Here is an 18,425-nt window from a genome sequence, read left to right as displayed (position 1 = left end):
ACGAGGCCCCCGGCGTCCGCCGGGGGCCTCGTCGCGTCCGGAGTGCCGGGACCGGCTGCCTTCCGCCGGGACGGACGGCCGGGTCGGGGCATGATGGAGGCATGACGACCGTGCCCGGGCAGGCGCCCGTCGTGCCGCAGGCGTACCGCCATCCGTACGACCCGGAGCCGGTCCGCTCCACCAAGGCCCGCGCCGTCTTCGCGCTCGGGCTGATCGGCGTGCTCACCGGTCTGTTCCTCGGCGGCGCGGTGCCGGCCACGATCGCGCTCGTGCTCGCCCGGCAGGCGCGCCGGGAGGCGTACGCCTCGGGTGGCTATCTCACCGGCGCGGACTGGCTGCGGCGCGGCGAGCAGATGGCGCGGACCGGTCTGGTGCTGACCGCCGCCGCGGTGGTCGCGGCGGTGGTGATCGGCGTGGTCCGGGCCGCGGACGCCTCGTTCGGCCACGACTTCGCGCCGAACTTCGACTGACCCGGTGGGGGAGCGGGCCCGCGCCCGCCCACCCCGCAATGATCGGCGGCGGTAGCCTGGCCGGTGTCCGCCGCGCGGCGGGCGCGTGTGGACAGGAGGACCCCGTGACGGAACCGGCTCCGCCGGGAGGCGACCAGCCGCGCCCCGGGCCGTACCCGCCGGGTTCCGCGTCCGCGCCGGCGCACCAGCCGGGGCCGTACGGGGCGTACCCGGGGAGTCCGCCGGCGCACGGCGGCGGGTGGCCGGCGCCGGCGAGCGTGCCCGGCCACGGCGGCTGGGGTCCGCACGGCGGGCCGGCGCTTCCGCCGCCGCCGGCCGAGACGCCGCGGCCGCCGAAGCGGGTCGACGCGGTGCCGGGTACGCCGTTCGGCGTGGTCCACCTCGACGTGCCGCCTGTCACCTCCGGCCTGGCGATCGGGTCGCTCGTCGCAGGCATCGCCGCGATCGGGGTGTCGCTGCTGGTGTTGTGCTTCGGTCTGGCCGGCCGCGACGTCGGCGGCGCCTGGGCGGCCGGCGCGTTCACAGTGCTCGGCGGGCTGATCGGCGTCGGCGCGGTGGTGGCCGGGCTGCTCGCCCGGCGGCAGATCCGGCGGCCGGCGCCGCCGCCGTCGGTCCGTTTCACCGGCGCCGGCCTGGCCGTGGCGGGGATCTCCTGCGGGGCGGCGGGGGTGCTGTTCGGCCTGGTCGGGCTCGCGCTGGCTCTGGTGGTGCAGATCACGTGACGCCGCGTCTGCGACGCCTGCGGCCGGTGACCTGGGTTGAGCGGTATGTCCGGGTGTCCGAAGGCCGGGCGGTGTCGGGGCCGCCGGGTCGCGCGGCGGACGAGCCGGTACACTTGTCACTGTAGGTGCCCATCACCGGCGCATCGGCGACCCGGAGACCGGGCGGCGGACCGCACAGCGGTCCTTCCCGACCCATCCGTTTTGACCGGCGCGGCTGTGGTAGGTACTCTTTCCCCTTGTGCCCGGGCCCGCCCGGGCAATGCGTGCGTGCGCTGGAACCGGTCAGCCGGTGATCGCGCGGTCGCACCACCAAGACCAGAAGATCCGGTACGACGCGTGAGCGGCCGGCACCGGAACCGTGACTCGGGCGACACGCCCGACCGCGGGTGCTGGGGAGCCGTCAGGCGGCCCTGGTTGAAATGTAGGAGAGCCGCCCATCCGGACGGCTGGAGCAGACGGCGCGGTCGCCTCGCAGCGGCCGAAGGGAGCGGAGAAACCCGGTGCCCACCATTCAGCAGTTGGTCCGAAAGGGCCGTCAGGCCAAGACGACCAAGACCAAGACCCCGGCGCTCAAGGGGTCTCCCCAGCGGCGCGGCGTGTGCACCCGTGTGTACACCACCACCCCGAAGAAGCCGAACTCGGCGCTGCGCAAGGTCGCTCGTGTCAAGCTCAGCAGCCAGATCGAGGTGACCGCCTACATCCCGGGCGTCGGCCACAACCTCCAGGAGCACTCGATCGTGCTCGTGCGCGGCGGTCGTGTGAAGGACCTCCCGGGCGTGCGGTACAAGATCGTGCGCGGTTCGCTGGACACCCAGGGTGTCCGCAACCGCAAGCAGGCTCGCAGCCGCTACGGCGCGAAGAAGGAGAAGAGCTGACATGCCGCGTAAGGGACCCGCTCCGCGGAAGCCGCTGGTCGCTGACCCGGTGTACAACTCGCCCCTGGTCACCCAGCTGGTGAACAAGATCCTGCTGCGCGGCAAGCGTCAGCTCGCCGAGCGCATCGTGTACGCCGCCCTGGAGGGCTGCCGCGAGAAGTCCGGCACCGACCCCGTCGTCACGCTCAAGCGCGCGATGGACAACGTCAAGCCGACCCTCGAGGTGCGCAGCCGCCGTGTCGGTGGCGCCACCTACCAGGTTCCGGTCGAGGTCCGGCCGTCCCGCGCGACCACGCTCGGTCTGCGCTGGCTGGTGACCTACTCCCGGGCGCGGCGCGAGAAGACCATGGTCGAGCGGCTGATGAACGAGCTGCTGGACGCGAGCAACGGCCTCGGCGCCGCCGTCAAGCGGCGTGAGGACACGCACAAGATGGCCGAGTCGAACAAGGCCTTCGCGCACTACCGCTGGTAACACCTGAGGTTCCGGCGCCCACCGGCGCCGGAACCGCCACCAGTTGTGTCGAGACGACGATAAGTAGGGATTGAAGTGGCCGCCGCAGACGCGCTCGCCAACGTACGCAACATCGGCATCATGGCCCACATCGATGCCGGTAAGACCACTACCACCGAGCGAATCCTGTTCTACACCGGCATCACGTACAAGATCGGTGAGGTCCACGAGGGCGCCGCCGTCATGGACTGGATGGAGCAGGAGCAGGAGCGCGGTATCACCATCACTTCCGCCGCCACCAAGTGCGAGTGGAAGGGCCACACGATCCAGATCATCGACACGCCCGGCCACGTCGACTTCACGGTCGAGGTCGAGCGGTCGCTGCGTGTTCTGGACGGTGCGGTCGCGGTCTACGACGGCGTGGCCGGCGTGGAGCCCCAGACGGAGAACGTCTGGCGGCAGGCGGACAAGTACAACGTCCCCCGGATGTGCTTCGTCAACAAGCTCGACCGGACCGGTGCCGACTTCTTCCGCTGCGTGCAGATGATGATCGACCGGCTCAACGCCACCCCGCTGGTCCTCCAGATCCCGATCGGCGCCGAGTCCGACTTCATCGGCGTGGTCGACCTGGTCGAGATGCGTGCGCTGACCTGGCGCGGCGAGACCCAGAAGGGTGAGGACTACGCGGTCGAGGAGATCCCGGCCGACCTCGCCGACTCGGCTGCCGAGTGGCGCGAGAAGCTGATGGAGACCCTCGCCGACGTCGATGACTCGGTGATGGAGAAGTACCTCGAGGGCGAGGAGATCTCGGTCGACGAGATCAAGGCCGCCATCCGCCGGTCCACCATCGCCGGCAAGGCCAACCCGGTCCTCACCGGTACCGCCTTCAAGAACAAGGGCATCCAGCCGATGCTGGACGCGGTCGTCGCGTACCTGCCCTCGCCGCTGGACATCCCGGCGATCGAGGGTACGGCCACCGACGGCGAGACCCCGCTGCAGCGGAAGCCCTCGGTCTCCGAGCCGTTCTCCGGGCTGGCCTTCAAGATCCAGACCGACAAGCACCTCGGCAAGCTGACGTACGTCCGGATCTACTCCGGCACGCTCGAGTCCGGTTCTCAGGTGATCAACTCCACCAAGGACCGCAAGGAGCGGATCGGCAAGATCTACCAGATGCACGCCAACAAGCGGGAGGAGCGCAGCTCCGCCCAGGCCGGCGACATCATCGCGGTGCAGGGTCTGAAGCAGACCACCACCGGTGACACCCTGTGCGACCCGGCGAACCCGGTCATCCTGGAGTCGATGACCTTCCCGGAGCCGGTCATCGAGGTGGCCATCGAGCCGAAGACCAAGGCCGACCAGGAGAAGCTCAGCACCGCCATCCAGCGGCTGGCCGAGGAGGACCCGACCTTCCGCGTCAAGCTGGACGACCAGACCGGTCAGACGGTCATCTCCGGCATGGGCGAGCTGCACCTGGACATCCTGGTCGACCGGATGCGCCGCGAGTTCAACGTCGAGGCGAACATCGGTAAGCCGCAGGTGGCGTACCGCGAGACCATCCGCCGCAAGGTGGAGAAGGTCGAGTACACCCACAAGAAGCAGACCGGTGGTTCCGGCCAGTACGCCCGCGTGATCATCAGCGTGGAGCCGCTGCCGCTGGGCAACGACGCCCCGACGTACGAGTTCGCCAACGCGGTGACCGGTGGCCGCATCCCCCGGGAGTTCATCCCCTCGGTGGACGCGGGCGCGCAGGACGCCATGCAGTACGGCATCCTCGCCGGCTTCCCCCTGGTGGGCGTCAAGCTCACCCTGGTGGACGGCCAGTACCACGAGGTCGACTCGTCGGAGATGGCGTTCAAGATCGCCGGCTCGATGGCGATGAAGGAGGCGGCCCGCAAGGCCGACCCCGCTCTCCTCGAGCCGATGATGGCCGTTGAGGTCACCACTCCTGAGGAGAACATGGGTGACGTCATCGGCGACCTCAACTCCCGGCGTGGCATCATCCAGGCGATGGAGGAGCGCAGCGGCGCTCGCGTCGTCCGGGCTCTGGTGCCGCTGTCGGAGATGTTCGGCTACGTCGGCGACCTGCGGTCGAAGACCCAGGGCCGGGCTAGCTACAGCATGCAGTTCGACTCCTACGCCGAGGTTCCGAACTCGGTGGCCAAGGAGATCATCGCCAAGGCGACGGGTGAGTGACGCTCACCCTCGGCTGACCCGATGACACGAGGGCGGTCGCGGGAGGGTTCTCCCGCCCGCGGCCACCTCGATCGGATTGCGTGAGACCGGGCCTGTAGGCTTCATCGCCGCAGAACCCACAAAAGCTCTCCGGCCTTCCGGCCGGAAAGGCTGTCGACAGAGTCCTAAGCGCCGAACGGCGCGCCGGGGCGAACGAACCAAGAAAGTCCACAGGAGGACACCAGTGGCGAAGGCGAAGTTCGAGCGGACTAAGCCGCACGTCAACATCGGCACCATTGGTCACATCGACCACGGTAAGACGACGCTGACGGCGGCCATCACCAAGGTCCTGCACGACCAGTACCCGGACCTGAACCCGTACACGCCGTTCGACGAGATCGACAAGGCGCCGGAGGAGAAGGCCCGCGGCATCACGATCTCCATCGCGCACGTCGAGTACCAGACCGAGGCGCGTCACTACGCGCACGTCGACTGCCCCGGTCACGCCGACTACATCAAGAACATGATCACCGGTGCCGCGCAGATGGACGGCGCGATCCTGGTGGTGGCGGCGACCGACGGCCCGATGCCGCAGACCCGCGAGCACGTGCTGCTGGCCCGTCAGGTCGGTGTGCCGTACATCGTCGTGGCGCTCAACAAGAGCGACATGGTCGACGACGAGGAGCTCCTGGAGCTCGTCGAGCTCGAGGTCCGTGAGCTGCTCTCCTCGCAGGAGTACCCGGGTGACGACCTGCCGGTCGTCCGGGTCTCGGCGCTGAAGGCCCTGGAGGGTGACCCGGAGTGGACCGGGAAGCTCCTGGACCTGATGAACGCCGTGGACACCGCGATCCCGCAGCCGGAGCGCGAGACCGAGAAGCCGTTCCTCATGCCCATCGAGGACGTCTTCACCATCACCGGTCGCGGCACCGTGGTCACCGGTCGCGCCGAGCGCGGCATCCTCAAGCCGAACGAGGAGGTGGAGATCGTCGGCATCCGTGAGAAGTCGATGAAGACCACCTGCACCGGCATCGAGATGTTCCGCAAGCTGCTCGACGAGGCCCGTGCGGGTGAGAACGTCGGTCTGCTGCTGCGCGGCATCAAGCGCGAGGACGTCGAGCGCGGCATGGTCGTCATCAAGCCGGGCACCACGACCCCGCACACGGAGTTCGAGGCGACGGTCTACATCCTCTCCAAGGAGGAGGGCGGCCGGCACACCCCGTTCTTCCAGAACTACCGCCCGCAGTTCTACTTCCGGACCACGGACGTCACCGGCGTCGTCACGCTGCCCGAGGGCACCGAGATGGTCATGCCGGGCGACAACACCTCGATGACGGTGAAGCTGATCCAGCCCATCGCCATGGAGGAGAACCTGAAGTTCGCGATCCGCGAGGGTGGTCGTACGGTCGGCGCGGGTCGCGTCACCAAGATCATCAAGTGAGCTGGGTAACCCCGATTAGCGTTGCCGCCGGTCGTGCGGCATACTAGTCAGGTTGCGTAACGACAGTTGGTCACCTGCGTCCGGTTGACGCTGGACCTCCGGGAGTCAGACTGTCTCGCGTAGGGTGGTTGGCCGCCATCGGCGGTCAACCACCCTCGCGCGGCGTCCAGGTCGCGGTCACCGCGATCGGCGCCATGACCCACCGCGTGGTCAGAGAATCGCTCCGGAGTCCCGGGGCGGAGCCTGGCCCACGGGCGCGACACGCCCGACCGCGGGGGTCGGCGGAAGTGGGCCTGTGCCAGCCGGTACAGGCGCCCGCAACACAGCGGCATCGAGAGAAGGAACAGAAGCCACCATGGCGGGACAGAAGATCCGCATCCGGCTCAAGGCCTATGACCACGAGGTCGTCGACTCCTCGGCTCGGAAGATCGTCGAGACGGTGACGCGTACCGGGGCGCAGGTCGCTGGCCCGGTGCCGCTGCCCACGGAGATCAACCGTTTCTGCGTCATCCGCTCGCCGCACAAGTACAAGGACTCGCGCGAGCACTTCGAGATGCGTACGCACAAGCGTCTGATCGACATCATCGACCCGACCCCGAAGACGGTCGACTCGCTCATGCGCCTCGACCTGCCGGCTGGCGTCGACATCGAGATCAAGCTGTAGGGACCGGACAAATGGACAGGCAAGTCAAGGGGATCCTGGGCGCCAAGCTCGGCATGACCCAGGTCTGGGACAACAACAAGGTTGTGCCCGTGACCGTGGTTCAGGCCGGCCCGTGCGTCGTGAGCCAGGTTCGTAGCGCCGACAAGGACGGCTACTCCGCGGTCCAGCTGGCGTACGGGGTCATCGACCCGCGCAAGGTCAAGAAGCCGATCGCCGGGCACTACGCCAAGGCGGACGTCGCGCCGCGTCGGCACATCGTCGAGCTGCGCACCTCCGACGCCGCGGACTACGCGCCGGGCCAGGAGGTCACGGTCGAGGAGTTCCCGGCCGGCGTCGTGATCGACGTGACCGGCAAGACCAAGGGCAAGGGCTACGCCGGCCCGATGAAGCGGCACGGCTTCCACGGTCTGCGTGCCAGCCACGGTGTCGAGCGCAAGCACCGCTCGCCCGGCTCGATCGGCGCCTGCGCGACCCCGGGTCGCGTCTTCAAGGGCACCCGGATGGCGGGCCGGATGGGTGGCGTGCGCTACACCGTCCAGAACCTGACCGTCCAGGCGGTCGACACCGAGAACAACCTCCTGCTCGTCCGCGGTGCCATCCCCGGCCCGAAGGGCGCGCTGGTCCTGGTCCGCACCGCGGCCAAGGCGAAGGTGAAGAAGGGCGGTGCGGCCAAGTGACCACCGTTGACGTCATCAACGTCGAAGGCGCCAAGAGCGGCTCCGTCGAGCTGCCGGCCGACATCTTCGACGCGCAGGCCAACATCGCCCTGATGCACCAGGTCGTGGTGGCCCAGCTTGCGGCGGCCCGCCAGGGTACGCACAAGACGAAGACCCGCGGCGAGGTCTCCGGTGGAGGCAAGAAGCCGTACAAGCAGAAGGGCACCGGTCGTGCCCGCCAGGGCTCGACCCGCGCGCCGCAGTTCGCCGGCGGTGGCGTGGTCCACGGCCCGGTGCCGCGCGACTACAGCCAGCGCACCCCGAAGAAGATGAAGGCCGCCGCCCTGCGTGGCGCCCTCTCCGACCGGGCCCGCGCCGGCCAGGTGCACGTCGTCGAGGCGTTCGTCTCCGGCGAGAAGCCGTCCACCAAGGCGGCCCTGGCCACGCTGACCAAGCTGACCCAGGCCCGTCGGGTCCTGGTCGTGCTGAGCAGCACCGACGAGCTGAACTGGGTGTCGCTGCGGAACCTGCGCAACGCGCGGGACAGCCGGGTGCACCTGATCGAGGCCGGCCAGCTCAACACCTACGACGTGCTGGTGGCCGACGACGTGGTCTTCACCAAGGAGGCCCTGGACGAGTTCCTGGGCGTTCCCGCCGAGACCACCGAGGAGGATGGCAAGTGAGCACGATCGCCGATCCGCGTGACGTCATCGTCGCGCCGGTCGTCTCGGAGAAGAGCTACAGCGAGCTGAACCGCAACTGGTACACCTTCCTGGTGCACCCGGACGCCAACAAGACCGAGATCAAGATCGCTATCCAGCAGATCTTCAACGTCCGCGTCCTGACGGTCAACACGCTCAACCGCGAGGGCAAGCGCAAGCGGACCCGTACCGGGTTCGGCAAGCGCAAGGACACCAAGCGCGCGATGGTGAAGCTGGCTGACGGTGACCGTATCGAGGCCTTCGGCGGCCCGGTCAGCTGAGGGGTGTAGACAATGGCTATCCGTAAGTACAAGCCGACGACGCCGGGCCGGCGTGGCTCGAGCGTTGCCGACTTCGCCGAGATCACCCGGTCGACGCCCGAGAAGTCGCTGCTGGCTCCGCTGCCGAAGAAGGGCGGACGCAACGCCCACGGCCGGATCACCACGCGGCACCACGGTGGCGGCCACAAGCGCCAGTACCGTCTGATCGACTTCAAGCGGGTCGACAAGGACGGCGTGCCGGCGAAGGTCGCCCACATCGAGTACGACCCGAACCGCACCGCGCGCATCGCGCTGCTGCACTACGCCGACGGCGAGAAGCGTTACATCATCGCGCCGAAGGACCTCAAGCAGGGCGACCGTGTCGAGTCCGGTCCGGGCGCCGACATCAAGCCGGGCAACAACCTGCCGCTGCGCAACATCCCGGTCGGTACCACCATCCACAACGTGGAGCTGCGTCCGGGTGGCGGCGCCAAGCTGGCCCGCTCGGCCGGCGTCGGCATCCAGCTGCTCGGCCGTGAGGGCGCGTACGCGACCCTGCGTATGCCGTCCGGTGAGATCCGGCGCGTGGACGTGCGCTGCCGCGCCAGCATCGGCGAGATCGGCAACGCCGACCAGTCGAACATCAACTGGGGTAAGGCCGGCCGTATGCGGTGGAAGGGCAAGCGCCCGACCGTCCGTGGTGTCGCGATGAACCCGGTCGACCACCCGCACGGTGGTGGTGAGGGTAAGACCTCCGGTGGTCGCCACCCGGTCAACCCGCAGGGTAAGCCCGAGGGCCGCACCCGTCGTAAGGGCCAGCCGAGCGACCGGCTGATCGTCCGCCGCCGCTACGCCACGCGTAAGCGCGGCTGAGGGAGATAAGACATGCCTCGCAGCCTGAAGAAGGGCCCGTTCGTCGACGACCACCTGCTCAAGAAGGTGGAGACGCAGAACGACAAGGGCTCGAAGAACGTGATCAAGACCTGGTCGCGGCGCTCGACGATCATCCCGGAGATGCTGGGTCACACGATCGCCGTGCACGACGGACGCAAGCACGTCCCGGTCTTCGTGACCGAGGCCATGGTCGGGCACAAGCTCGGCGAGTTCGCGCTGACCCGCACGTTCAAGGGTCACGAGAAGGACGACCGGAAGAGCCGCCGGCGCTGACGCCGCGGGCATACGGATAGAGGAACAAGGGGTTACAGCGATGCCAGGAAAGGGCGACGCTCCGGTGCTTCCGGGCGCGCGGGCGGTTGCGCGGCACGTGCGCATCTCGCCGATGAAGGCGCGCCGGGTGGTCAACCTCGTCCGCGGCCTGCCCGCGAAGGAGGCGCTCACGGTGCTGCAGTTCGCGCCGCAGGCTGCGAGCGAGCAGGTGTACAAGGTGCTCGCGAGCGCGATCGCCAACGCGGAGAACAACGAGCGGCTGGACCCCGACGCGCTGCTCGTCAGCGAGGCGTTCGTCGACGAGGGCCCGACCATGAAGCGGTTCCGGCCGCGTGCGCAGGGCCGGGCGTACCGGATCCGCAAGCGCACCTGCCACATCACCGTGGCGGTCGAGGCGGTTGCGGCGGCCACGCCGAAGAAGTCGGCGAAGAAGGCCGCTCCGGCCAAGCCGGCCGCTGAGGAGCAGAGCACGACGGAGGGTGCCGAGTAATGGGTCAGAAGGTTCACCCGACCGGGTTCCGGCTCGGCATCTCGACCGACTGGAAGTCCCGCTGGTTCGCGGACAAGCTCTACAAGGACTACATCGGCGAGGACGTCAAGATCCGCCGGATGATGTCCAAGGGCCTCGAGCGCGCCGGCATCTCCAAGGTCGACATCGAGCGCACCCGTGACCGGGTCCGCGTCGACATCCACACCGCCCGGCCGGGCATCGTCATCGGCCGTAAGGGTGCGGAGGCCGACCGGATCCGCGGCGAGCTGGAGAAGCTCACCGGCAAGCAGGTCCAGCTGAACATCATCGAGGTCAAGAACCCTGAGTCGGACGCGCAGCTGGTCGCCCAGGGCGTCGCCGAGCAGCTCTCCAGCCGGGTCAGCTTCCGTCGGGCCATGCGCAAGGCGATGCAGTCCGCGATGAAGAACCCCGCCTGCAAGGGCATCCGGGTTCAGGTCTCGGGCCGTCTCGGCGGCGCCGAGATGAGCCGGACCGAGTTCTACCGCGAGGGCCGGGTTCCGCTGCACACGCTGCGGGCCAACATCGAGTACGGCTTCTTCGAGGCCCGTACCACCTTCGGCCGGATCGGCGTGAAGGTCTGGATCTACAAGGGCGACGCCGTCCCGGGCCGTGAGGCCCCGGCCGAGGCCGCCCCGTCGCGCGGCCCGCGCCGTGACCGTGGCGACCGGCCGGACCGGCCGCGCCGTGGCCGCTCGGGCTCGTCCGGTACGACCGCCGGTGGAACCGAGGCCGGCCGGGCTGCCGCGACCACCATCGCGCAGCAGGCGGAGACGCCGGCCGGTGAGCCGGTCGACAGCAGCGCTGTCGCCGCAGCCGCCTCGGCTCCGGTCGGTAACCAGCCGGCAGAACAGCAGCAGGAGGGCTGACAGATGCTGATGCCGCGCAAGCCCCCGAAGGGCTTCCGCAAGCCGCACCACCCGGACCGCAGTGGCGCGTCCAAGGGTGGTAACCGGGTGGTGTTCGGCGAGTTCGGGATCCAGGCTCTCGAGCCGGCGTACGTGACCAACCGCCAGATCGAGTCGGCGCGTATCGCGATGACCCGCCACATCAAGCGTGGCGGCAAGGTCTGGATCACGATCTTCCCGGACCAGGCCCTCACCAAGAAGCCGGCCGAGACCCGGATGGGTTCCGGTAAGGGTTCGCCCGAGTGGTGGGTCGCCAACGTGAAGCCGGGGCGGGTTCTCTTCGAGATGTCCTTCCCCAACGAGCAGATCGCGCGAGAGGCGATGCGTCGCGCGATCCACAAGCTCCCGATGAAGTGCCGCATTGTTACGCGCGAAGTGGGTGAATCCTGATGGCAGCGGGCGTCAAGCCCTCCGAGCTGCGTGAGCTCTCCGAGGAGGAGCTGGTCACGAAGTTGCGCGAGGCGAAGGCGGAGCTGTTCAACCTCCGCGTGCAGGCCGCAACCGGGCAGCTGGACAACAACCGGCGGCTGCAGGTCATCCGTCGGGAGATCGCCCGGATCTACACGATCATGCGTGAGCGTGAGCTGGGTCTCTCGGCCGCGCCGACTGAGGTGACTGCATCATGAGTGAGAACACCACCGCCCCCGCGCGGTCCCGCCGCAAGGTCCGCGAGGGCCTCGTGGTCAGCGACAAGATGGACAAGACCGTCGTGGTCGAGGTCGAGGACCGCGTCAAGCACGCGCTGTACGGCAAGATCATGCGCCGTACGAGCAAGCTGAAGGTGCACGACGAGCAGAACTCGGCCGGCATCGGCGACCGGGTCCTGATCATGGAGACCCGGCCGCTGTCCGCCACCAAGCGCTGGCGGCTCGTGGAGATCCTCGAGAAGGCCAAGTAGCGAAGGCTCGAGCTCGGCCGGGTCTCGGTCGGGCGCAGGTTCCGCCAGGCTCCGGCCGCCCCGAGCGGCCGGAGAACCGGCAGACATAGGAGATAGACGTGATTCAGCAGGAGTCGCGACTGCGCGTCGCCGACAACACGGGTGCCCGGGAGATCCTGTGCATCCGGGTGCTCGGCGGCTCCGGTCGGCGCTACGCGAGCATCGGCGACGTCATCGTGGCGACCGTCAAGGACGCGATCCCCGGTGCCGGTGTGAAGAAGGGCGACGTCGTCAAGGCCGTCGTCGTTCGGACCGCCAAGGAGAGGCGGCGGCCGGACGGGTCGTACATCCGCTTCGACGAGAACGCCGCCGTCATCATCAAGGACGGTGGGGATCCGCGCGGTACCCGCATCTTCGGCCCGGTGGGCCGGGAGCTGCGGGACAAGCGGTTCATGAAGATCATCTCTCTCGCGCCGGAGGTGTTGTGACCGTGAAGGTCAAGAAGGGCGACACGGTCGTCGTCATCGCCGGCAAGGACAAGGGTGCCAAGGGCAAGGTCATCGCGGCCTACCCGCGGCAGGACAAGGTCCTGGTCGAGGGCGTGAACCGGGTCAAGAAGCACACCCGCATCAGCACCACCCAGCGTGGCGCCAAGACCGGTGGCATCGTCACCCAGGAGGCCCCGATCCACGTCTCGAACGTGATGGTCCTGGACTCCGACGGCAAGCCGACCCGCGTCGGCTACCGGATCGACGACAACGGCCAGAAGGTCCGCATCGCGCGTAGCACCGGTAAGGACCTCTGATGACCACGGCTACCGAAACCAAGACCCTGCCGCGCCTCAAGGAGCGGTACCGCAACGAGATCGTGGGCGAGCTGCAGAAGCAGTTCGAGTTCGCCAACCCGATGCAGGTTCCGCGGCTGGTCAAGATCGTCGTCAACATGGGTGTCGGCGAGGCCGCTCGCGACGCCAAGCTGATCGACGGGGCCGTCCGCGACCTGGCCACCATCACCGGCCAGAAGCCGCAGGTCCGGCGGGCCACCAAGTCCATCGCGCAGTTCAAGCTCCGCGAGGGCATGCCGATCGGCGCGAAGGTCACCCTGCGCGGCGACCGGATGTGGGAGTTCCTGGACCGGCTGCTCTCCATCGCGCTGCCGCGTATCCGTGACTTCCGCGGCCTGGACGGGCGCAAGCTCGACGGGCACGGCAACTACACGTTCGGCCTGACCGAGCAGTCGGTGTTCCACGAGATCGACCAGGACAAGATCGATCGCCAGCGGGGCATGGACATCACGGTGGTCACGACCGCCACGACCGACGACGAGGGCCGGGCGCTGCTCAAGCTCCTGGGCTTCCCGTTCAAGGAGAACTGAGATGGCCAAGAAGGCGCTGATCCTCAAGGCGGCCGCGAAGCCGAAGTTCTCGGTTCGCGCGTACACCCGCTGCCAGCGGTGCGGGCGTCCGAAGGCGGTCTACCGCAAGTTCGGTCTCTGCCGGGTGTGCATCCGGGAGATGGCCCACCGCGGTGAGCTGCCCGGCGTGTCCAAGGCTTCCTGGTAATAGCCCGGCGCGCTCCGGCGCGTCAGCTGAACTGTCTCTTCGCCGTAGGCCCCGGGCCTGGCCCGGGGAACCCCGGCGAGAAAGGTTGACGAGTTTTCATGACGATGACCGACCCGATCGCAGACATGCTCACGCGTCTGCGTAACGCCAACCAGGCGTACCACGACCGGGTGACGATGCCCTACTCGAAGATCAAGGCGAACATCGCCGAGGTCCTCAAGGCCGAGGGTTACATCGCCACATGGTCGGTCGAGGAGCCCGAGGAGGGCGCCGTCGGCAAGCGACTGGTCGTCGAGCTGAAGTACGGCCAGAACCGCGAGCGGAGCCTGGCCGGCATCAAGCGCGTGTCCAAGCCCGGTCTCCGGGTGTACGCCAAGTCGGACGGGCTCCCGCGGGTGCTCGGCGGGCTGGGCGTGGCGATCATTTCGACGTCCCAGGGGCTGCTCACCGACCGGCAGGCCCGCAAGCGGAGCGTTGGCGGGGAAGTCCTCGCCTTCGTCTGGTAACGGGAGACAGGTAGAAATGTCGCGTATTGGACGTAAGTCGATCCCGGTGCCTGCCGGCGTCGACATCACGATCGACGGCCGGACCGTCAAGGTCAAGGGCCCCAAGGGCGAGCTGAGCCACGTGCTGGCCGAGCCGATCACGGCGGAGCGGGGCGAGGACGGCGAGCTGCACGTCAACCGGCCCAACGACGAGCGCAAGGCCAAGGAGCTGCACGGCCTGAGCCGTACGCTGGTGGCCAACATGATCGTCGGTGTCACCGAGGGCTACCGCAAGAGCCTGGAGATCGCCGGTACCGGTTACCGCGTGACCGCCAAGGGCAAGGACCTGGAGTTCGCGCTCGGGTTCTCGCACCCGGTCCTGGTTCCGGCGCCGGAGGGCATCACCTTCACGGTCGAGAAGCCGACGCTGTTCCACGTGGCCGGCATCGACAAGCAGCAGGTCGGCGAGGTCGCCGCCAACATCCGGAAGATCCGTCCGCCGGAGCCCTACAAGGGCAAGGGCGTGAAGTACCAGGGCGAGGTCATCCGCCGCAAGGCTGGAAAGGCAGGTAAGAAGTGAGCGCCACGCTGCTCAAGCGCCGCCGCGGCGTCGCCGCCAAGCGTGCCGTCGGGCGTGCGCGTCGGCACTTCCGGGTCCGCAAGAACGTCAGCGGCACCGCCGAGCGTCCCCGCCTGGTCGTCACCCGCTCCCTGCGCCACGTGGTGGCCCAGGTCGTGGACGACACCAAGGGTCACACCCTGGCGTCGGCCTCGACCATGGACGCCTCGCTGCGCGGCGCCGAGGGCGACAAGAGCGCCCTGGCCGGCAAGGTCGGCGCCCTGCTCGCCGAGCGCGCCAAGGCCGCCGGCGTCTCGAAGGTCGTCTTCGACCGCGGTGGCAACCGGTACGCGGGGCGTGTCGCCGCGCTTGCCGACGCCGCCCGCGAAGCCGGGCTCGAGTTCTAGAAACCCCGTCACGAGAGAGAAGGAAGGCTGCTGATGCCAGGTCAACAGCGCCGTGGCGGCGGGTCCGGTGGCAACGAGGGTGGTCGCCGCGACAACCGCCGTGAGGGCGGCCGCGGAAACGCGCCCGTCGAGAAGACCCCGCACCTCGAGCGGGTCGTCGCGATCAACCGCGTCGCCAAGGTCGTGAAGGGTGGTCGTCGCTTCAGCTTCACCGCCCTGGTGATCGTGGGCGACGGCGACGGCACCGTCGGTGTGGGCTACGGAAAGGCCAAGGAGGTGCCCGCGGCGATCGCCAAGGGTGTCGAGGAGGCCAAGAAGCACTTCTTCAAGGTGCCGCGGATCGGTCAGTCGATCCCGCACCCGGTCACGGGCGAGGACGCCGCCGGTGTGGTGCTGCTCAAGCCGGCCTCCGCCGGTACGGGCGTCATCGCCGGTGGCCCGGTGCGTGCCGTGCTGGAGTGCGCGGGCATCCACGACGTGCTCTCCAAGAGCCTCGGCTCGTCCAACCCGATCAACATCGTGCACGCCACGGTGGCGGCCCTGAAGGGGCTCGAGTCCCCGGAGCAGGTCGCGGCCCGTCGTGGTCTGCCGGTCGAGGACGTCGCGCCGGCCGCCATGCTGGCGTCGCGGGCGGGGGTGGCGTCCTGATGGCACGCCTGAAGGTCACCCAGGTCCGGTCCGAGATCGGGACCAAGAGGAACCAGCGTGACTCGCTGCGTTCCCTCGGTCTCAAGCGGATCAACGACGTGGTGGTCAAGGAGGACCGGCCGGAGATCCGCGGCATGATCTTCACGGTCAACCACCTCGTGAAGGTCGAGGAGGTCGAGTAATGACGATCAAGGTGCACCACCTGCGTCCGGCTCCCGGCGCCAAGACCGACAAGACCCGTGTGGGTCGCGGTGAGGGCTCGAAGGGCAAGACGGCCGGTCGCGGTACCAAGGGTTCCAAGGCCCGCAAGAACATCTCGGCGGCGTTCGAGGGTGGGCAGATGCCCATCCACATGCGCCTGCCGAAGATGAAGGGCTTCAAGAACAAGTTCAAGGTCGTGTTCCAGGTGGTCAACCTGGACCGGCTGGCCGAGCTGTTCCCGAACGGCGGCCAGGTCGGCCCGGTCGAGCTGGTCGAGGCCGGCGCGGTCCGCAAGGGTCACCCGGTCAAGGTGCTCGGCACCGGCGACCTCGGCGGCGTGTCCCTCCAGGTGTCGGCGCACGCGTTCAGCGCGTCGGCCAAGGAGAAGATCACCGCCGCCGGTGGCTCGGTCACCGAGCTGTAAGACGATGTTCATGGCGCCCGCTCAGTTGTTCGCGACTGGGCGGGCGCCATGGTCTACCGGCCACGTGTGCGCCGGGTAACATCGGATTCGGTTTATGTAGCCGGGCGCATCTGCCCGGACCGGGACCGGGCTGTTAGAGTCCGTTCCCAGCCATGGATTCCGGACACTCCGTCCGGCACCACACCCCGCCCCGCCAGGGACTCGTCACCGGCGGCCCGCGTCGCGCAGGAGGAAGAAGTTGCTGTCCGCCTTTCTCAGTGCGTTCCGTACGCCTGACCTGCGCAAGAAGCTGCTGTTCACAGTAGGCATCATCGCGGTCTACCGGCTGGGCGCCACGCTGCCCAGCCCGGGCGTCTCGTACGGCAACGTGCAGAAGTGCCTCGACACGATCCAGGGTGGCAGCACGGGTGTGCTGAACCTGCTGGATCTCTTCTCCGGTGGCGCGCTGCTCCAGCTCTCGGTCTTCGCGCTGGGCATCATGCCCTACATCACCGCGTCGATCATCCTTCAGCTGCTGACGGTGGTGATCCCGCGCCTGGAGCAGCTCCGCAAGGAGGGCCAGGCCGGGCAGGCCAAGATCACGCAGTACACCCGCTACCTGACGCTGGGCCTGGGTGTCCTCCAGGCCTCGGCGTTCGTGGCGCTGGCCCGCTCCGGGCAGCTGTTCAACAACCAGTGCGACCAGTTCCCGATCGTGCCCGAGGGCACTGGCATCCCGAACTGGCTGACCCTGAGCATCCTGGTCATGACCATGACCGCCGGCACCGGCGTGGTGATGTGGCTCGGTGAGCTGATCACCGACCGGGGCGTCGGCAACGGCATGTCCGTGCTGATCTTCACCTCGATCGCGGCCCGCCTCCCCAGCGAGGGCTGGAAGATCAAGACCACCAAGGGCTGGGGGATGTTCCTCCTCGTCATCGCCCTGGTGCTGGTGGTCATCACCGCTGTCACGTTCATCGAGCAGGCGCAGCGCCGCATCCCGGTGCAGTACGCCAAGCGCATGATCGGCCGGCGGATGTACGGCGGCACGTCGACCTACATCCCGCTGAAGGTGAACCAGGCGGGCGTCATCCCGGTCATCTTCGCCTCGTCGCTGCTCTACCTGCCGCAGCTCGCGCTCCAGTTCTTCGATCAGAACGACCCGGGCAAGGTCCAGGCGTGGATCCAGAACCACATCGTGAAGGCGAGCGCGCCGGAGCACATCGCGATCTACTTCCTGCTGATCATCTTCTTCACGTACTTCTACGTGTCGATCACGTTCAACCCGACCGAGGTCGCGGACAACATGAAGAAGTACGGCGGCTTCGTGCCGGGCATCCGCCCCGGCAAGCCGACCGCCGAGTACCTCGACTTCATCCTCAGCCGGATCACCCTGCCGGGCGCGCTCTACCTGGGCATCGTCGCGATCCTGCCGAACTTCTTCTTCATCTGGCTCGACAACCAGCAGTTCCAGAACTTCCCGTTCGGCGGCACCGCTGTGCTCATCATGGTCGGCGTCGGTCTGGAGACCGTGAAGCAGATCGAGAGCCAACTCATGCAGCGGAACTACGAAGGGTTCCTGCGGTAGATGAGACTCGTTCTGGTTGGCCCGCCGGGCGCGGGCAAGGGCACACAGGCGGAGTTCGTCGCCGCGCACCTCTCGGTGCCGAAGATCTCGACCGGTGACATCTTCCGGGCGAACGTCTCCCAGGGCACGCCGCTGGGCGTCGAGGCCAAGCGGTACATGGACGCCGGCAAGCTGGTTCCGGACGAGGTCACCATCAACATGGTGCGGGACCGGCTCGCCGAGCCGGACGCGAGCGAGGGCTTCCTGCTCGACGGCTTCCCGCGGACCACGCCGCAGGCCGCCGCGCTGGACAAGCTCCTCGCCGACCTCGGCACCGCGCTGGACCTGGTGCTGGAGCTGGTCGTCGACGACGACGAGGTGATCCGGCGGCTGTCCGGCCGGCGCACCTGCCGCGGCTGCGGCAAGATCTGGCACGTCGAGTTCGACTCGCCGAGCCGGGAGGGCGTCTGCGACCGCTGCGGCGCCGAGCTGTTCCAGCGCGACGACGACAAGCCGGAGACCATCGCCGCCCGGCTGCGGGAGTACGCCGAGAAGACCGCGCCGCTCGTGGACTACTACGGCGCCCAGGGCAAGCTGGTCGGCATCGACGCGACCGGCCCGGTGGAGGACGTCACCGTCCGCGCCATCGACGCGCTGCGCTCGTACGGCGGCTGAGGTCCCACCCGCCACCCGGCGGATAGAGTGCGAACAGCGGGGTACGTGCG

The 18,425-nt window shown here is 68.5% G+C and carries 29 protein-coding genes; all 29 read left to right on the top strand.

The features are described from left to right. Positions 1 to 101: 101 nt before the first annotated feature. The 29 genes from MICAU_RS27595 (at position 102) to MICAU_RS27455 (ending at position 18,375) form a co-directional block, all read left to right on the top strand. The gene (locus MICAU_RS27595; RefSeq protein WP_041784065.1) at positions 102 to 470 is read left to right on the top strand and encodes a hypothetical protein; all 369 of its coding nucleotides are present in this window, start codon (positions 102 to 104) and stop codon (positions 468 to 470) included. 350 nt (positions 471 to 820) lie between these two features. Then, positions 821 to 1,192, top strand: coding sequence for a hypothetical protein (locus tag MICAU_RS32880; RefSeq protein WP_174361820.1), 372 nt, complete (start codon positions 821 to 823; stop codon positions 1,190 to 1,192). 500 nt (positions 1,193 to 1,692) lie between these two features. Further along, positions 1,693 to 2,067 carry a 30S ribosomal protein S12 gene (gene rpsL, locus MICAU_RS27585; protein ID WP_007465318.1) on the top strand — a complete coding sequence of 125 codons (375 nt, stop codon included), beginning with the start codon at positions 1,693 to 1,695 and terminating at the stop codon, positions 2,065 to 2,067. 1 nt (position 2,068) lies between these two features. After that, on the top strand, positions 2,069 to 2,539 hold the full coding sequence (rpsG, locus tag MICAU_RS27580) for a 30S ribosomal protein S7 (protein WP_013288637.1): 471 nt from the start codon (positions 2,069 to 2,071) through the stop codon (positions 2,537 to 2,539). 75 nt (positions 2,540 to 2,614) lie between these two features. Further along, the gene (fusA, locus tag MICAU_RS27575; protein ID WP_013288636.1) at positions 2,615 to 4,711 is read left to right on the top strand and encodes an elongation factor G; all 2,097 of its coding nucleotides are present in this window, start codon (positions 2,615 to 2,617) and stop codon (positions 4,709 to 4,711) included. Between the two features lie 223 nt (positions 4,712 to 4,934). Next, positions 4,935 to 6,128, top strand: coding sequence for an elongation factor Tu (tuf, locus tag MICAU_RS27570; protein ID WP_013288635.1), 1,194 nt, complete (start codon positions 4,935 to 4,937; stop codon positions 6,126 to 6,128). Between the two features lie 355 nt (positions 6,129 to 6,483). Beyond that, positions 6,484 to 6,792, top strand: a complete 309-nt coding sequence (gene rpsJ, locus MICAU_RS27565) for a 30S ribosomal protein S10 (RefSeq protein ID WP_007073037.1) — start codon at positions 6,484 to 6,486, stop codon at positions 6,790 to 6,792. 11 nt (positions 6,793 to 6,803) lie between these two features. After that, on the top strand, positions 6,804 to 7,469 hold the full coding sequence (gene rplC, locus MICAU_RS27560) for a 50S ribosomal protein L3 (protein ID WP_013288634.1): 666 nt from the start codon (positions 6,804 to 6,806) through the stop codon (positions 7,467 to 7,469). Beyond that, entirely contained in the window at positions 7,466 to 8,131 is a 666-nt protein-coding gene (gene rplD / locus MICAU_RS27555; RefSeq protein ID WP_013288633.1) for a 50S ribosomal protein L4, read from the top strand. The genes rplC and rplD overlap by 4 nt, the downstream gene beginning before the upstream one ends. Further along, positions 8,128 to 8,430, top strand: a complete 303-nt coding sequence (gene rplW / locus MICAU_RS27550; RefSeq protein WP_013288632.1) for a 50S ribosomal protein L23 — start codon at positions 8,128 to 8,130, stop codon at positions 8,428 to 8,430. Before rplD ends, rplW begins: the two co-directional genes overlap by 4 nt. Positions 8,431 to 8,442: 12 nt before the next feature. Then, complete coding sequence (gene rplB, locus MICAU_RS27545) at positions 8,443 to 9,282, top strand: 50S ribosomal protein L2 (protein ID WP_013288631.1); 840 nt, start codon at positions 8,443 to 8,445, stop codon at positions 9,280 to 9,282. A 12-nt stretch (positions 9,283 to 9,294) separates the two neighbouring features. After that, a complete protein-coding gene (rpsS, locus tag MICAU_RS27540) occupies positions 9,295 to 9,576 on the top strand; it encodes a 30S ribosomal protein S19 (protein WP_007073032.1) in 282 nt (93 codons plus the stop codon). 40 nt (positions 9,577 to 9,616) lie between these two features. Next, positions 9,617 to 10,066 (top strand): 50S ribosomal protein L22, encoded by a 450-nt coding sequence (gene rplV / locus MICAU_RS27535; RefSeq protein WP_013288630.1) that lies wholly within the window; start codon positions 9,617 to 9,619, stop codon positions 10,064 to 10,066. Further along, positions 10,066 to 10,953 carry a 30S ribosomal protein S3 gene (rpsC, locus tag MICAU_RS27530; protein ID WP_013288629.1) on the top strand — a complete coding sequence of 296 codons (888 nt, stop codon included), beginning with the start codon at positions 10,066 to 10,068 and terminating at the stop codon, positions 10,951 to 10,953. The genes rplV and rpsC overlap by 1 nt, the downstream gene beginning before the upstream one ends. 3 nt (positions 10,954 to 10,956) lie before the next feature. Next, complete coding sequence (rplP, locus tag MICAU_RS27525; protein ID WP_007465292.1) at positions 10,957 to 11,382, top strand: 50S ribosomal protein L16; 426 nt, start codon at positions 10,957 to 10,959, stop codon at positions 11,380 to 11,382. Next, positions 11,382 to 11,618, top strand: a complete 237-nt coding sequence (gene rpmC, locus MICAU_RS27520) for a 50S ribosomal protein L29 (RefSeq protein WP_013288628.1) — start codon at positions 11,382 to 11,384, stop codon at positions 11,616 to 11,618. The genes rplP and rpmC overlap by 1 nt, the downstream gene beginning before the upstream one ends. Next, positions 11,615 to 11,890, top strand: coding sequence for a 30S ribosomal protein S17 (gene rpsQ, locus MICAU_RS27515; protein WP_013288627.1), 276 nt, complete (start codon positions 11,615 to 11,617; stop codon positions 11,888 to 11,890). The genes rpmC and rpsQ overlap by 4 nt, the downstream gene beginning before the upstream one ends. A gap of 98 nt (positions 11,891 to 11,988) precedes the next feature. Further along, a complete protein-coding gene (rplN, locus tag MICAU_RS27510; RefSeq protein ID WP_007465279.1) occupies positions 11,989 to 12,357 on the top strand; it encodes a 50S ribosomal protein L14 in 369 nt (122 codons plus the stop codon). Continuing rightward, positions 12,354 to 12,674 carry a 50S ribosomal protein L24 gene (rplX, locus tag MICAU_RS27505; RefSeq protein WP_013288626.1) on the top strand — a complete coding sequence of 107 codons (321 nt, stop codon included), beginning with the start codon at positions 12,354 to 12,356 and terminating at the stop codon, positions 12,672 to 12,674. The genes rplN and rplX overlap by 4 nt, the downstream gene beginning before the upstream one ends. Continuing rightward, positions 12,674 to 13,243, top strand: coding sequence for a 50S ribosomal protein L5 (gene rplE, locus MICAU_RS27500; protein ID WP_013288625.1), 570 nt, complete (start codon positions 12,674 to 12,676; stop codon positions 13,241 to 13,243). The genes rplX and rplE overlap by 1 nt, the downstream gene beginning before the upstream one ends. A 1-nt stretch (position 13,244) precedes the next feature. Next, positions 13,245 to 13,430, top strand: a complete 186-nt coding sequence (locus tag MICAU_RS27495) for a type Z 30S ribosomal protein S14 (RefSeq protein ID WP_007073023.1) — start codon at positions 13,245 to 13,247, stop codon at positions 13,428 to 13,430. A 98-nt stretch (positions 13,431 to 13,528) separates the two neighbouring features. Then, positions 13,529 to 13,936, top strand: coding sequence for a 30S ribosomal protein S8 (rpsH, locus tag MICAU_RS27490; protein ID WP_013288624.1), 408 nt, complete (start codon positions 13,529 to 13,531; stop codon positions 13,934 to 13,936). Between the two features lie 16 nt (positions 13,937 to 13,952). Next, positions 13,953 to 14,495, top strand: coding sequence for a 50S ribosomal protein L6 (gene rplF, locus MICAU_RS27485; protein WP_013288623.1), 543 nt, complete (start codon positions 13,953 to 13,955; stop codon positions 14,493 to 14,495). Further along, positions 14,492 to 14,881 (top strand): 50S ribosomal protein L18, encoded by a 390-nt coding sequence (gene rplR, locus MICAU_RS27480; RefSeq protein WP_013288622.1) that lies wholly within the window; start codon positions 14,492 to 14,494, stop codon positions 14,879 to 14,881. Before rplF ends, rplR begins: the two co-directional genes overlap by 4 nt. A gap of 33 nt (positions 14,882 to 14,914) precedes the next feature. Then, positions 14,915 to 15,529, top strand: coding sequence for a 30S ribosomal protein S5 (rpsE, locus tag MICAU_RS27475; protein ID WP_013288621.1), 615 nt, complete (start codon positions 14,915 to 14,917; stop codon positions 15,527 to 15,529). Next, on the top strand, positions 15,529 to 15,711 hold the full coding sequence (rpmD, locus tag MICAU_RS27470) for a 50S ribosomal protein L30 (protein ID WP_012184313.1): 183 nt from the start codon (positions 15,529 to 15,531) through the stop codon (positions 15,709 to 15,711). Before rpsE ends, rpmD begins: the two co-directional genes overlap by 1 nt. Further along, the gene (gene rplO, locus MICAU_RS27465; RefSeq protein ID WP_013288620.1) at positions 15,711 to 16,154 is read left to right on the top strand and encodes a 50S ribosomal protein L15; all 444 of its coding nucleotides are present in this window, start codon (positions 15,711 to 15,713) and stop codon (positions 16,152 to 16,154) included. The genes rpmD and rplO overlap by 1 nt, the downstream gene beginning before the upstream one ends. 238 nt (positions 16,155 to 16,392) lie before the next feature. Next, positions 16,393 to 17,721: a preprotein translocase subunit SecY gene (secY, locus tag MICAU_RS27460; RefSeq protein ID WP_013288619.1), complete on the top strand. Its 1,329-nt coding sequence runs from the start codon at positions 16,393 to 16,395 to the stop codon at positions 17,719 to 17,721. Next, positions 17,722 to 18,375 (top strand): adenylate kinase, encoded by a 654-nt coding sequence (locus MICAU_RS27455; RefSeq protein WP_013288618.1) that lies wholly within the window; start codon positions 17,722 to 17,724, stop codon positions 18,373 to 18,375. Positions 18,376 to 18,425: the final 50 nt, after the last annotated feature.

This window comes from Micromonospora aurantiaca ATCC 27029 (genome assembly GCF_000145235.1).
GTDB classification, from domain to species: Bacteria; Actinomycetota; Actinomycetes; order Mycobacteriales; family Micromonosporaceae; genus Micromonospora; species Micromonospora aurantiaca.
This window is presented reverse-complemented; position numbering and strand designations above follow the sequence as displayed.